The sequence below is a fragment of the Sphingomonas sp. genome (assembly GCF_042095875.1).
Classification (GTDB): domain Bacteria; phylum Pseudomonadota; class Alphaproteobacteria; order Sphingomonadales; family Sphingomonadaceae; genus Sphingomonas.
Genome location: NZ_JBELMJ010000017.1, coordinates 51,139 through 63,652 on the forward strand (window position 1 = coordinate 51,139; position 12,514 = coordinate 63,652).

General features: G+C 69.4%; 13 protein-coding genes. 9 read left to right on the plus strand and 4 right to left on the minus strand.

All coding sequences use genetic code 11. From position 1 onward, the window contains the following. The first annotated feature begins 15 nt into the window (after positions 1-15). The 3 genes from ACFDS6_RS08195 to ACFDS6_RS08205 are packed head-to-tail and all read left to right on the plus strand — an operon-like array spanning position 16 to position 2,139. The gene (locus tag ACFDS6_RS08195) at positions 16-603 is read left to right on the plus strand and encodes an NADPH-dependent FMN reductase (RefSeq protein WP_375271651.1); all 588 of its coding nucleotides are present in this window, start codon (positions 16-18) and stop codon (positions 601-603) included. Next, complete coding sequence (locus ACFDS6_RS08200; RefSeq protein WP_375271652.1) at positions 584-1,801, plus strand: molybdopterin-dependent oxidoreductase; 1,218 nt, start codon at positions 584-586, stop codon at positions 1,799-1,801. Before ACFDS6_RS08195 ends, ACFDS6_RS08200 begins: the two co-directional genes overlap by 20 nt. Continuing rightward, positions 1,798-2,139 (plus strand): cytochrome C nitrite reductase, encoded by a 342-nt coding sequence (locus ACFDS6_RS08205; protein ID WP_375271653.1) that lies wholly within the window; start codon positions 1,798-1,800, stop codon positions 2,137-2,139. The genes ACFDS6_RS08200 and ACFDS6_RS08205 overlap by 4 nt, the downstream gene beginning before the upstream one ends. 4 nt (positions 2,140-2,143) lie before the next feature. Here the strand turns inward: ACFDS6_RS08205 and ACFDS6_RS08210 are convergent, their stop codons facing one another. Beyond that, the gene (locus ACFDS6_RS08210) at positions 2,144-3,496 is read right to left on the minus strand and encodes a cation:proton antiporter (RefSeq protein WP_375271654.1); all 1,353 of its coding nucleotides are present in this window, start codon (positions 3,494-3,496) and stop codon (positions 2,144-2,146) included. 240 nt (positions 3,497-3,736) lie between these two features. Here ACFDS6_RS08210 and ACFDS6_RS08215 point away from each other — a divergent pair, with 240 nt between their 5' ends. The 5 genes from ACFDS6_RS08215 (at position 3,737) to phaR (ending at position 9,307) form a co-directional block, all read left to right on the plus strand. After that, complete coding sequence (locus tag ACFDS6_RS08215) at positions 3,737-4,849, plus strand: DUF47 family protein (RefSeq protein WP_375271655.1); 1,113 nt, start codon at positions 3,737-3,739, stop codon at positions 4,847-4,849. Between the two features lie 10 nt (positions 4,850-4,859). Further along, complete coding sequence (locus tag ACFDS6_RS08220; protein ID WP_375271656.1) at positions 4,860-5,873, plus strand: anion permease; 1,014 nt, start codon at positions 4,860-4,862, stop codon at positions 5,871-5,873. 57 nt (positions 5,874-5,930) lie between these two features. Then, complete coding sequence (locus tag ACFDS6_RS08225; RefSeq protein ID WP_375271657.1) at positions 5,931-7,550, plus strand: MFS transporter; 1,620 nt, start codon at positions 5,931-5,933, stop codon at positions 7,548-7,550. Between the two features lie 57 nt (positions 7,551-7,607). Then, positions 7,608-8,636 carry an alanine racemase gene (gene alr, locus ACFDS6_RS08230; protein ID WP_375271667.1) on the plus strand — a complete coding sequence of 343 codons (1,029 nt, stop codon included), beginning with the start codon at positions 7,608-7,610 and terminating at the stop codon, positions 8,634-8,636. A 116-nt stretch (positions 8,637-8,752) separates the two neighbouring features. Continuing rightward, a complete protein-coding gene (phaR, locus tag ACFDS6_RS08235; protein ID WP_375271658.1) occupies positions 8,753-9,307 on the plus strand; it encodes a polyhydroxyalkanoate synthesis repressor PhaR in 555 nt (184 codons plus the stop codon). Between the two features lie 33 nt (positions 9,308-9,340). Here phaR and ACFDS6_RS08240 read toward each other — a convergent pair whose 3' ends face one another. After that, positions 9,341-10,132, minus strand: coding sequence for a class I SAM-dependent methyltransferase (locus ACFDS6_RS08240; protein WP_375271659.1), 792 nt, complete (start codon positions 10,130-10,132; stop codon positions 9,341-9,343). A gap of 39 nt (positions 10,133-10,171) precedes the next feature. On the opposite strand from ACFDS6_RS08240, the gene ACFDS6_RS08245 reads away from it, so the two are divergent. Then, the gene (locus ACFDS6_RS08245) at positions 10,172-10,396 is read left to right on the plus strand and encodes a hypothetical protein (protein WP_375271660.1); all 225 of its coding nucleotides are present in this window, start codon (positions 10,172-10,174) and stop codon (positions 10,394-10,396) included. On the opposite strand, the gene ACFDS6_RS08250 is transcribed toward ACFDS6_RS08245, so the two are convergent. Then, positions 10,390-11,598 carry an aspartyl protease family protein gene (locus ACFDS6_RS08250; protein WP_375271661.1) on the minus strand — a complete coding sequence of 403 codons (1,209 nt, stop codon included), beginning with the start codon at positions 11,596-11,598 and terminating at the stop codon, positions 10,390-10,392. The genes ACFDS6_RS08245 and ACFDS6_RS08250 overlap by 7 nt on opposite strands. Positions 11,599-11,661: 63 nt before the next feature. Beyond that, positions 11,662-12,514, minus strand: an 853-nt coding sequence (locus ACFDS6_RS08255; protein ID WP_375271662.1) for a CpaF family protein, incomplete at its 5' end; no start/stop codon positions are given.

The window sequence follows — 12,514 nt, forward strand, 5'->3', positions numbered from 1 at the left end:
AGGAGGGACGGCAGCATGGACAAGCCACTGGTGGTCGGGATCGGCGGCACGATCGGCGGGCTGTCCTCGACCGAGCGCGCCTTGCGCATCGCGCTGGAGGCGGCGGGCGCGCAGGGGTTCTGCACCCAGCTGTTCGGCGGCGACGCGCTCGCGCGGCTGCCGCTCTACGATCCCAAGGCGACCAGCCGGACGCCCGAGGAACAGGCGTTCGTCGCCGCGGTGCGTCAGGCGTCCGCCATCATCATCGCGAGCCCTGGCTATCACGGCAGCATCTCGGGCGTGGTGAAGAACGCGCTCGACCTGCTGGAGGAGACCGCGCGCGACGCCGAGCGGCCGTATCTCGCCGACGTGCCCGTCGGGCTGATCGCCACGGCCTACGGCTGGCAGGCGACCGGCTCGACGATCGCGGCGCTGCGCTCGATCGTCCACGCACTGCGTGGCTGGCCGACGCCGTTCGCCGCCGCGATCAACAGCCAGGTTACCAAGTTCGACGACGAGGGCGGCGCGAGCGACGCCGCGGTGGTCGAGCAGCTCCGCCTGGTGGGGCGGCAGGTCGCGCGCTTCGCCCCGTTAGTAGTGCACGATGCCGCCGCGCTTGCCTGATCCCAAGCTCGGGCGGCGCGAGGCGCTCGCGCTGCTGGGGCTAGGCGGGGCGGGATTGGCGTCCGGCGCAGTGGCGCAGCAGGTCGACCTCGGCTTCGCGGGCGGCACGCGTCAGCTCTCGGGCGACTGGCCGCAGAAGGGCAGCATGATCGTGCTGCGCGAGCGCGCGCCGCTGCTCGAGACGCCGCTCTCCGCGATGGACGGCGCGGTCTTCACCCCCAACGACCGCTTCTTCGTCCGCTGGCATTATCAGGACATCCCGACCGCGGTTGATCCCGCCACCTTCCGCCTGCGCGTCGGCGGCGCGGTCCGCCGTTCGGTCGCGCTATCGCTCGCCGACCTCCTGAAGCTGCCGCGCGTCGAGATCGCGGCGGTGAACCAATGCTCGGGCAATTCGCGCGCCTTGTTCAGCCCCCGCGTGCCCGGCGCGCAATGGGGCGACGGCGCGATCGGCAATGCGTTGTGGAGCGGCGTGCGCCTGCGCGACGTGCTCGACCTCGCCGGCGTCGCACCCGGCGCCGCCAACGTCCGCGTCTCCGGGCTCGATCGCCCGCCGCCCGGCGCACCGTGGTTCGCCAAGTCGCTTAAGCTCGACCACGCCCGCGACGGCGAGGTGATGATCGCGCTGGCGATGAACGGCGCGCCATTGCCGATGCTCAACGGTTATCCGATCCGGCTGATCGTGCCCGGCTGGTACTCGACCTACTGGATCAAGGCGCTCGATCGGATCGAGGTGCTGACCGGCGCGGACGACAATTACTGGATGGCGAAGGCGTACAAGATCCCGGCGACGCCGAACGCGGGCGTACAGCCGGGCGTGAAGGACTTCCCGACCGTGCCCATCAACAGCATGACCCCGCGCGCCTTCTTCACCAACGTCGACCGCGCGATCAAGTTGGTGGCGGATGACCCCTTCTACGTCCGCGGGCTCGCGATGGGCGGCGCGAGCGCGGTCGCGCGTGTCGATCTGTCGATGGATGCGGGTAAGAGCTGGCACGCCGCGCGACTCGGCCCCGATCAGGGGAAATACGGCTTCCGCCTGTGGGAAGCGACGATCGGCGGGCTTCGCCCCGGCGGCTACCGCCTCTGGGCGCGCTGCACCAACACGGCCGGACAGGCGCAATCGATGGACGCGATCTGGAACCCCGGCGGCTACATGCGCAGCCAGATCGCCTCGGTCGCGGTGACGGCGGCGTGAGGACCGTGCTGATCGCGACCCTGGCGCTGCTCGCCGCCTGCTCGTCGGAGCCCGACCCCGCGCCCAAGCCGAGCGGCGCGCTCCAGCCGGTCAGCATCACGCTGCCGGCGGAAACCGCGGCGCTGCCCGACACGCCGGCGGGCACCGTGCTGTCGCAGCATTGCACCGCCTGCCACTCGCCCGATTTCCTCACCCGCCAGCCGGTGATGACTGCCGAGAAATGGCAGGCCACCGTCACCAAGATGCGCGAAGCCTATCACGCGCCGATCACTCCGGCCGACGAGCCCGCAATCGTCGCCGCGCTCGTCACCTTGCAGGGCGCGCCGCCCGCGCGCTGACGCATTACCGCGCGGGCAAGCCGCTCAGCGCACCACTCGCGCGCCCGTGCCGGCCGTAGACCCACTCGAACAACGGACTCGCCATCATCGTGGTGACGATCGCCATCAGCACCAGCATAGCGAACAGCGTCGGCCCGATGATCCCCTTCTGCAGCCCGATGTTGATGATGATCAGTTCCATCAGCCCGCGCGCGTTCATCAGCGCCCCGATGCCGAGCGCGGTACGGTTGTCCTCGCCCGCCAGTCGCGCCGCGAGGTAGCACGCACCGCCCTTCGCCAGCACCGACGCCGTCAGGATCACTGCTGCTACCAGCAGCAGCGCGGGCGAGCTGACCGCGTCCAACCGCGTGTTGAGCCCCGAGTAGGTGAAGAACATCGGCAGCAGCAGCACGACCGTCAGCGGCTCGATCTTGCGGCGGATTTCCTCGGTCAGCGTGCCCCGCGGCATCACCACGCCCATGATGAACCCGCCGAAGATCGCGTGAATGCCGACCGCGTCCATTAAGAAGGCGGACGCGCAGAACGCGATCAGCACCACCGCCAACAGCGGCGGCGTCAACTCTCCGCTGCGCTCCACTGCGCGCGCCAGCGGTGCAAGCAACCGCGGCCCGGCGAGCAGCACCAGCGCCGCCCACGCGATTCCGCCACCGATCGCCAGGATCGCGACGCCCGCGCCGCCTCCGAACGTCGCCAGCACGATCGCCAGCACGCACCACGAACACGCATCGTCGAACGCACCAGCCGTTAGCGACAAGGTGCCGAGCGCCGAGTCCGCCAGCCCGCGCTCGTTGATGATCCGCGCCAGCATTGGAAATGCGGTCAGCGCGATGCACGCACCCAGGAACAGCGTCGCGTTGAACGGGCTGATCCCGGCCGCGAACAGTCCCGGCACGCTTAGCAGCCACGGCGTCAGCAGAATCGCGACCCCGAACGGCGCGGCGATCCCGGCGAGCGATACTACCGACGCGCTGCGTGCCTTGGATCGGAAATGATCGAGCCTCAGCGTGGTCCCGACCAGGAACATGTAGAGTCCGACACCCAGCTGCGCGCCGGCGTAGAGAACGTTCTTCGTTTCCTTGGGGAAGATCGCCCCCTGCAACTCGGGCGCGAGCAAACCCAGCAGCGAAGGGCCGAGGACGACGCCCGCGATCATCTCGCCCACCACCTGCGGCTGGCCGAGCGCGACGCGCCCGATCCAGCCCACGACGCGGCAGGCGAGCAGGATCACCGCGAGCTGGAGAAAGAAGTGGATCGAGAAATCGCCCGGCGCGTAGCTCGCCGCGCCGTTCACCACCGCCCCGTGCGCGCCCAGCATCCCGCCCGCCGTGTGCCGGAAACTGTTCCACCAATCTTGCATCGTCGCCCGCCCCTCGTCCGCGTGAGACGACAAAGGCGCGCGCGTGGCAAGGGGTCAGGTCGTTGCCACGCGCCGGCAACATCAGCGAGGCGGGCAAACGCTAGCCGCGGGCGCCCGCCGGGCCGGGGTATACGGCCGCGGGGCAGCACGGTAAGTGGGGCTGCTCGTCGGCGACCATGTTCCGGTCGCCCCGGCGATGCGCCAGAACCGGGGAGCGTTCCTATCAAGCAGATCGCCGCCTTGCCGTACCGCATCGATGCCGCCGCGGGCGGGGAGGGCGTGTGCGTGCTGCTCGTCACCTCGCGCGGGACCGGGCGCTGGGTGATTCCCAAGGGAAACATCGGCCCCGGCAGCAGCTTGCCCGCCGCCGCTGCGCAGGAGGCGGAGGAGGAAGCGGGGGTGAGCGGCGCGCTCTGCCCGGTGCCGCTCGGCGCCTATCGCTACCGCAAGCGGCGCGGCAGCGGCGCGTCGCTGATGGTCGACGTCGACGTGTTCCCGCTCGCGGTGACGCAGGAACTGCCCTCGTGGAAGGAGCAGGGCGAGCGCGAGCGGCGCTGGTTCTCGCTCGCGGAAGCGGCCGAGCGCGTCGACGAACCCGACCTGCGCGAACTGATCCGCTCCTTCGCTCCGTCGCAGTTCCGCGTTGCAGTGCAACAATCCGATGCTAGGGCGACCGCGAATCGGGCTTCAAACCAAAAGTGGGGTACAATGTTCGCGTGGTTTCAACGGCTGCTGCCGAAGACCGGTAATTTCTTCGAGATGTTCGAGGCGCATGCCGCGACCGTGCTCGCCGGGGCGGAAGCGACCGCGCGCCTGCTGGAGGGTGGCCCCGCCGCCAAGGAGCATATCCGCGAGATCATCGAGCGCGAGCACGACGCCGACGCGATCACGCGCGACGTGCTGAAGACGGTGCGCGCGACCTTCCTGACGCCGTTCGACCGCGGTGCGATCTCCGCGCTGATCGGCGCGCTCGACGATACGATCGACGAGATGCAGGCCTTCGCCGCCGCGGTCGACCTGTACGACGTCGACATGTTCGAGCCGGAGATGCGCGACATGGCCGCGATCATCGTCGACGCCGCGCGCGTCACCGCGGAGGCGATCCCGCTGCTGCGCGACGTCGCACGCAACGGCGACCGCCTGCACGAGCTGACCGAGCGCGTGATCCGGATCGAGGGCCATGCCGACGAGATCCATGCCGCCGGCCTCAAGCGATCGTTGCAGAAATTCGGCGCGCAGGACACGCTCCGCTTCGTCGTCGAGCGCGAACTCTACAAGCATCTGGAGCGCATCGTCGACGCGTTCGAGGATGTCGCCGACGAGGTCGACGGCATCGTGATCGATCACGCCTGAGGGCGGGACCATGCACGAACTCGCTTTTCCGCTGCTCGTCGGCCTGATCGCCGTCGCGCTCGCCTTCGATTACCTCAACGGGCTGCACGACGCCGCCAATTCGATCGCCACCGTAGTCGCGACCCGGCTGCTGTCGCCGGTCAAGGCCGTGCTGTTCGCGGCGGTGTTCAACTTCGCCGCCTATTTCCTGACCATCGCCTTTCCCAGCTTGCACGCCGTCGCTGAAACGATCGGCAAGGGGTTGATCGACAAGGATGTTGTGACGCCCGCCGTCATCTTCGGCGCGCTGGGTGGGGCGATGTTCTGGAACGTCGTCACTTGGCTGCGCGGCATTCCTTCGTCGAGCAGCCACGCGCTGGTCGGCGGGCTGATCGGCGCGGGCGTCGCGCACGCGGGGATCGGCGGCATCCAATGGGGAGGGCTCAACAAGACCGTGCTCGCGATCGTGCTGTCGCCCCTGCTCGGCATGATGCTCGCCATGCTCGTCATGCTGATCTCCAGCTGGGCGTTCCGACGCTCGACCTCGGTCCAGGCGGAGCGGAGCTTTCGCGCGCTCCACCTGCTCTCCTCGGCTGCCTACTCGCTCAGCCATGGGTTGAACGACGCGCAGAAGACGATGGGGATCATCACCGTGCTGCTCTACTCGACCGGGCGCCTGTCGGGACCGTTCGAGGTGCCTCACTGGGTCGCGATCAGCTGCTACGTCGCGATCGCGCTCGGCACGATGACGGGAGGGTGGAAGATCATCGAGACGATGGGCTCGCGCATCACCAAGCTGTCGCAGCACCAGGGTTTCTCCTCCTCGCTCGCGGGCTCGATGGTGCTGTTCACCGCTTCCGCGCTCGGCATCCCGGTGTCGACCACGCACACGATCACCGGCGCGATCATCGGCGCGGGTACCGCGCGGCGCGCGTCGGCGGTCCGCTGGGGTGTCGCGCAGAGCGTGGTGATCGCGTGGATCATCACCATTCCGGCGTCGGCCGCGGTCGGCGCGTTGTTCTACGGGCTGACGCGGCTGTTCTGATCCGCTTGCCCTGCTCGCCGTCACGCGACATGACGGCGGGCAGGGGAGGATGCGCGGATGGCGGCAGCGGCAACGATCGACGACCAAGAGGCACCGTCGCACGGCGACGTCCGGCTCGTCATCTCGGCCTCCGCGCTCGGTACCGTGTTCGAGTGGTACGATTTCTTCATCTACGGCACGCTCGCCGCATCGGGCATCATCGGCCGCGCCTTCTTCCCGGCCGGCAACGAGACGGTGCAGACGCTGCTCGCCTGGGCGGGGTTCGCGGTCGGCTTCGGCTTCCGCCCGCTCGGCGCCGCGCTGTTCGGCTATCTGGGTGACCGGCTCGGGCGCAAATACACCTTTCTCGTCACCATCACGCTGATGGGCGTCGCGACCGCCGGGGTGGGCCTGACGCCGTCCGCCGCGTCGATCGGCTACGCCGCGCCCGCGATCGTGCTGCTGCTCCGCATCGCGCAGGGGCTGGCGCTCGGCGGCGAGTACGGTGGTGCCGCGATCTACGTCGCCGAACACTCGCCGCCCGGTCGCTCGGGCTTCTACACCAGCTTCATCCAGGCGGGCGTCGCCGGTGGCTTCATCCTCAGCCTCGCCGTCATCCTGTTGTTCAAGGCGCTGGTGCCCGGGCCCGCGTGGGAGGCGTGGGGCTGGCGGCTGCCGTTCCTGTTCTCGCTGCTGCTGCTCGCGGTTTCGCTGTGGATGCGGCTCAAGCTGTCGGAGAGCCCGGTGTTCCAGCGCATGCGCGCCGCTGGCGAGCGCGCGATCAATCCGCTGAAGGAGAGCTTCACCTATCCCGGCAACGTTCGCCGCATGGTCGTCGCGCTGTTCGGCATCGCCGCCGGGCTGACCGTGATCTGGTACACCGCGATGTTCACCGTGCTGTCGTTCCTGCAGACGACGATGCGCGTCGAGGAGACCACCGCGCAGCTCATCACCGGCGTCGGCGTGCTGATGGGCACCGGCTGGTTCCTGCTGTTCGGCCACGTCAGCGACAAGGTCGGGCGCAAGAAGCCGATCGTCGTCGGCTATTTGCTGACGCTCGTGCTGCTGTTCCCGATCTTCTGGACGATCGGCGCCGCGGCCAACCCCGGCCTCGCTCGCGCGGCCGCGGCGAACCCGGTCGTCGTCGCGGGTGCCGACTGCCGCTACAGCCCGTTCGACAAGGAGCAGGCGACCGCCTGCGGCAAGCTGCTCGACGCGCTGTCGAAGAAGGGCGTGCCTTATACAACGCAGGTCGCCGCACAGACCCGCGTCACGATCGGCGAGGCGGTGGTCACGGATACCTCGCCTGCCGGACTGGACGCGGCACTCGCGCGCGGCGGCTATGATCTCGCGAAGGTGACGCCGTCCGCCGCCAACATCGCGCTGATCCTCGTCGCGATCCTCGCCATGTCGATGCTGTCGGGGATCACCTACGGCCCGGTCGCCGCGCTGCTGGCTGAGATGTTCCCGCCCGCGATCCGCTACTCCTCGCTGTCGATCCCCTATCACCTCGGCACCGGCTATTTCGGCGGCTTCCTGCCGTTCATCAGCCAGTATATCGTCGCGAAGACGGGCGATCCGTATTCCGGGCTGTGGTACACCTGGGGCGTCACCCTGCTGGCGCTGGTGGTCACGGTCATCGGGCTCAAGGATACTCGACCCTCTGCTCATCCGGGCGCGCCCGACGCGGTGGCGTGATCGCACGGGAGCGGGTAGGGGCGCGCGGATGATCCTTCCGTGCCGCCCCGTCCGTCCATGAACGCGCCGCACCGCCTCAAGCTCGACGGCGCCGCGCTGGCGGCGAACTGGCGGGCGCTCGCGCGCATGAGCGGCACCGCCGCGTGCGGCGCGGCGGTCAAGGCCGACGGCTACGGCCTCGGCGCGCGCGCGGTGGTCGCGCGCCTGCTCGCGGCCGGGTGCCGCGATTTCTTCGTGTCGTCGTGGAACGAGGCGGCGGCGCTGGCGGACAGCGGCGCGCGCGTATCGGTGCTCCACGGCGTGCGCGACGAGGACGTAGCGGTCGCGCGCGCGCTCGATGCTCGCCCGGTGCTCAACACCCGCGCGCAGGTGCGCCGCTGGCGCGACGCGGGCGGGGGGCCATGCGACGTGATGGTCGACACCGGCATGAACCGGCTCGGCATCGCGCCCGACGACGTCGCGGACGGTCTGCTCGACGGCCTCGTCATCGACACGCTGATGAGCCATCTTGCCCGTGCCGAAGAGGATAGCGCGATGAACGAGCACCAGCGCGCGCGCTTCGCCAGCCTCGCCGGACGAACCGGTGCGACGCGGATGAGCCTCGCCAACTCGGCCGGGATCGCGCTGGGTGCCGACTACCACTTCGACCTGACCCGCCCCGGCCTCGCGCTCTACGGCGGCCTGCCGGTGAAGACCCTGGGCGAAGCGATCCGCCCGGTCGTGCAGATCGAGGCTGAGGTGCTGCAACGCCGCACCGTCGCCGCGGGCGAGAGCGTCGGCTACAACGCCACCTGGGTCGCCCCGACCGAGACGGATGCGGCGATCGTCAATCTCGGCTACGCCGACGGTTACTGGCGCGGCTTCTCTGACACCGGCGTCGCCTTCGCCGGGCGCGCGGTGTTGCCGGTGATCGGGCGCGTGTCGATGGACCTGCTCGCGCTCGACGTCACCGACGCAGACGTGGCGGAGGGCGACTGGATCGCGTTCGACCCCGACCTGCCGCGCGCCGCCTGCGCCTCGGGGATGAGCCAGTACGAGCTCGTCACTGGGCTCGGCCAGCGCTTCGATCGCGTCTGGTTCGACTGATCCGCGCGTCCATGCTGCGCAGCATCAACTGTCCCGCGCTGCAACGCCGCGGGCGTGTTGCAGCGCGGCAGCGGGTGCTATAGCCTCGCGGGAGAAGCTGAAAAGGCGAGGCGAGGATGAAGAAGCAGCGTACCGACGGCACCGTTATCATCAAGAAATACGCCAATCGCCGGCTCTACAATACCGAGGGTTCGTCCTACATCACGCTCGATCACCTCGCCGCGATGACGCGCGCGGGCCGCGATTTCAAGGTGCTCGACGCCAAGACCGACGAGGACATCACCCACAATGTCCTGACCCAGATCATCATGGAAGAAGAGAGCCGCGGCCAGACGATGCTGCCGGTCAGCTTCCTGCGTCAGCTCATCTCGCTCTACGGCGATTCGGTGCAGAAACTGGTACCCGGCTATCTCGAAGCGTCGATGGACAGCTTTCACCGCAACCAGGCCGAGTTCAAGACCGCGGTCGAGGGCGCCTTCGCCGGCTCGCCGTTCGCCGAGATCGCGAAGCGCAACATGGAAATGTTCGAGGCCGCGGCGAACGCCTTCACGCCGCAGGCATCCGCCGGCCACGCGACCGCGGCCTCGGGTGCCAGCAAGGACAATGAGATCGCGGCGTTGAAGGCCGAACTCGCCGCGCTGCAGGACAAGGTCGACAAACTGGTGCGGTGAGCGGCGCGCGATCCGCCGCTCACCCCCGGCGGATCAGCGCGGCTTGACGAAACGCAGCGTCATCCGGTCGCTCTCGCCGATCGCGGCGTATTTGGCGCGATCGGTGTCGCCCAGCGCGAAGGTCGGGGCCAGCGTCCACACGCCCTTGGGATGATCGGCCGTGTCCTTCGGATTGGCGTTGACCTCCGACGTCGCCACCAGCTTGAACCCCGCATCCTCGGCGAGCCGGCGCACGGTCGCGACCTTGAGGTACCCGCTCTCGCGCTCGCGCGCGGCGTCCGCGCGCTCGGGCAGGCGATGCTCGACGATGCCCAGCGTACCGCCCGGCTTGAGCATGGCGAACCACGCCTTGAACACCGTCGCCGCCGAGGTGCCGCCCGCCATGGTCAGATTGTGCACGTTGCGGAACGTGAGCACCACGTCCTGGCTGTTCGCGGGTACGCTCGACGCGCCGGTCGCCGGGTCGATCGTCGCGACCGTGCCGGTCAGGCCCTTGGCCGCCAGCATCGCGCGCGCGCCGTCCGCGCCCTTGGCCGAGGTAACCAGCGCGGTGTAGCTGCCGCCGCCGGCGGGCACGCGCGCGAGGATCTGGCTGTACCAGCCGCCGCCCGGATTATACTCGGCGACCTTCTTCGCCGGGGTCACGCCGAAGAAGGCGAGCGTCTCGGCCGGGTGGCGGTAGCGGTCGCGCGCCCGATCGGCCTCGCTGCGCGCCGGATTCGCAATCGCGCGCGCGACCGCGGGATCGGCCTTGGGCGCGGCGGCGTGAACGCCCACGGCGAGCGCGAGCGTGAGGGGCAGGGCGGCTAGGGTGAGGTGACGCATGAGAACTCCTTGGATCGTGGTGCGCAGGCTGGACGAGCAATGAACGCCGCACAAGTGCTCAGCGACCCGAGCGGGACGCGATTGTTCGGCGCGGCCTTGTCGGCGGCGTGCCTGATGCTGGCGCTATTCGCGGCGTGGCGCGAGCGGCGACGCGCGCGGCGGCACGATCCCGACGCGGTCGGCTGGGTCGACTGGCGCGGGGTGCAGATGCTGACGCTGATCGCGCTGGCGGTCGGCGTGCTGCTGGTCTGGAAGGGTCAGTAGAAGCTGGCGAGCGTCAGCGGTCGCTCGCGGCCGTCGCACGTCGTCAGCGCGACGACGCGCCCGGGCGTACCCGCACTCCACCCGGCGAGTGCGCTGTTCGCGTAACCGGCGGTGATCGCCTGTCCGTCGACGCGGCAGATCAGCTCGCCCGCCTGCCAGCCGGCCTGCTCCGCCGGGCTGCCGCGCATGACGTGGAGCACCTTCAGCCGATCCTCGGCGATTCCGAGCAGCAGCCCGCTGGTCGATCGCAGCGGCGGCTTGTCCGCGCCCGCGTTCGCGCTGAGCAGCATCTGCCCGGCGGTGGGATCGAGCAGGACGCGGTAGTTCTGCAGGAAACCCGACCCGATCCGTCCCGCGACGCCGATCGCGTCGGAGAAGCCGCCGCTCGCCTCCACCCGCACCTCGACGTTGCGCGCGACCGTGCGCCCGACGACCAGCTGCGGCACGATCGCGACCTCGCTGACGACGGCGCCGGCGAGCCCGAACGACACGGTGGTGGTGGTCGCGCGGCTCGGCATCTGCGCGGCCGTCCAGCCTGCGGTGCCGAGCGTGATCGCCGAGCCGTCGCCCGTGTCGACCACCATCGGCTTGAGCGCCGCGCCGCCCAGCACCACCGAGCTGACGTACACCAGCCGATCGGGCGCGATCGTCAGCGGCGACGACGTGCCCGCGAACGGCATTCGCCCCGAGCGCAGAAAGCGGAAGCGTCGCGCGGCATAGTCGATATCGAGCGCGTAGCCCGCGGTCAGGTCGCGCCCGACGAGCAGGTCAACCGCGGTCGCGCTTCCGGTCGCGGCGGCGGGCAGGTCGGCGACGGCGAGCCCGCCGCCCTCGCGCCGCAGTCCGCCGATCGCGAGCATCCGCGTCGCGACCCAGCCGACCGCCACCGATCCGCCGATCACGTCCGCCTTCGCCTGCCCGCGCACGCGCAGCCGGTTCGCCTCGGCGTAGCGCCGCGCGAGCACCGAGTAGCTGACCCCGGTATCGAGGATCGCGCTGACCGGTCGCCCTTCCAGCGACATGACGAAGCTGATCTGGTTGCCCGGCGTGAAGGTGAACGGGATCCAGCGCTCCTCGTGATCCGCCGACAACACCTGCGTGCCAGTGGGCGGGGCCGGGGCAGGCGCCGCGGCGACGGCGAGGAGCAGGGCGAGGATCAGCGGCACGCCGACGCTGTAGCGCGACGAAGTGTGGAGCGACACGGCTGTTTCGCTCGTCACGTACGCGATCGCCTCCGATCGGGTAGGTTCAGTCGGTCCGCTGCGTCACAGGCAAGCTTCGAGATACGCCTGGTCGAACCCGAACTGCTTGGCCTTGTCGATCGTGTACGGGCGCAGGCCCATCGCGCGATACTCGCCGATGATCTTGCCGTCGGCGCTCTCGTCCAGAAACTCGAACTTGAACAATTCCTGCGTCACGATCACCGGGCCTTCCATCCCGATCACTTCGGTGATGTTGGTGACGCGGCGGCTGCCGTCGCGCAGGCGCTTGACCTGGATGATCATGTCGACGCTGTCGGCGATCTGGCGGCTGATCGCTTCCTTGGGCACCTTGATGTCCGACATCATCACCATGTTCTCCATACGCGCCAGCGCCTCGCGCGGGGAGTTGGAGTGGAGCGTACACATCGAACCATCGTGGCCGGTGTTCATCGCGGCGAGCATGTCGAAACACTCGGACCCGCGGATTTCGCCCAGGATGATGCGGTCGGGACGCATGCGCAGCGCATTCTTCACGAGGTCGCGAATGCTGATCTCGCCCTGACCCTCCAAGTTTGCCGGCCGCGTCTCCAGCGGCAGCCAGTGCGGCTGCTGCAGGCGAAGCTCGGCGGCGTCCTCGATCGTCAGCACGCGCTCGCCCGGATCGATCATCTTGGACAGGGCATTCAGCATCGTCGTCTTGCCCGAGCCGGTGCCGCCCGAGATCACGACGTTGAACCGGCACGCGCCCGCGATCTTCAGCGCGGTCGCCATCTTAGGGCTCATGCTGCCGAACCCGGCCATCATGTCGAGCGTGATCGGCTTGGCCGAGAACTTGCGGATCGAGATCGCGGTGCCCTTTAGGCTCAGCGGCGGCACGATCACGTTGACGCGGCTGCCGTCCTTCAGGCGCGCGTCG

What these genes read in the sequence shown, in the direction of transcription:
- ACFDS6_RS08240 (WP_375271659.1), bottom strand. Translation starts at nt 10,132, where the DNA reads ATGCGTCACCTCACCCTAGCCGCCCTGCCCCTCACGCTCGCGCTCGCC.
- ACFDS6_RS08225 (WP_375271657.1), top strand. Translation starts at nt 5,931, where the DNA reads ATGGCGGCAGCGGCAACGATCGACGACCAAGAGGCACCGTCGCACGGC.
- ACFDS6_RS08200 (WP_375271652.1), top strand. Translation starts at nt 584, where the DNA reads ATGCCGCCGCGCTTGCCTGATCCCAAGCTCGGGCGGCGCGAGGCGCTC.
- ACFDS6_RS08245 (WP_375271660.1), top strand. Translation starts at nt 10,172, where the DNA reads ATGAACGCCGCACAAGTGCTCAGCGACCCGAGCGGGACGCGATTGTTC.
- phaR (WP_375271658.1), top strand. Translation starts at nt 8,753, where the DNA reads ATGAAGAAGCAGCGTACCGACGGCACCGTTATCATCAAGAAATACGCC.
- ACFDS6_RS08220 (WP_375271656.1), top strand. Translation starts at nt 4,860, where the DNA reads ATGCACGAACTCGCTTTTCCGCTGCTCGTCGGCCTGATCGCCGTCGCG.
- ACFDS6_RS08195 (WP_375271651.1), top strand. Translation starts at nt 16, where the DNA reads ATGGACAAGCCACTGGTGGTCGGGATCGGCGGCACGATCGGCGGGCTG.
- ACFDS6_RS08210 (WP_375271654.1), bottom strand. Translation starts at nt 3,496, where the DNA reads ATGCAAGATTGGTGGAACAGTTTCCGGCACACGGCGGGCGGGATGCTG.
- alr (WP_375271667.1), top strand. Translation starts at nt 7,608, where the DNA reads ATGAACGCGCCGCACCGCCTCAAGCTCGACGGCGCCGCGCTGGCGGCG.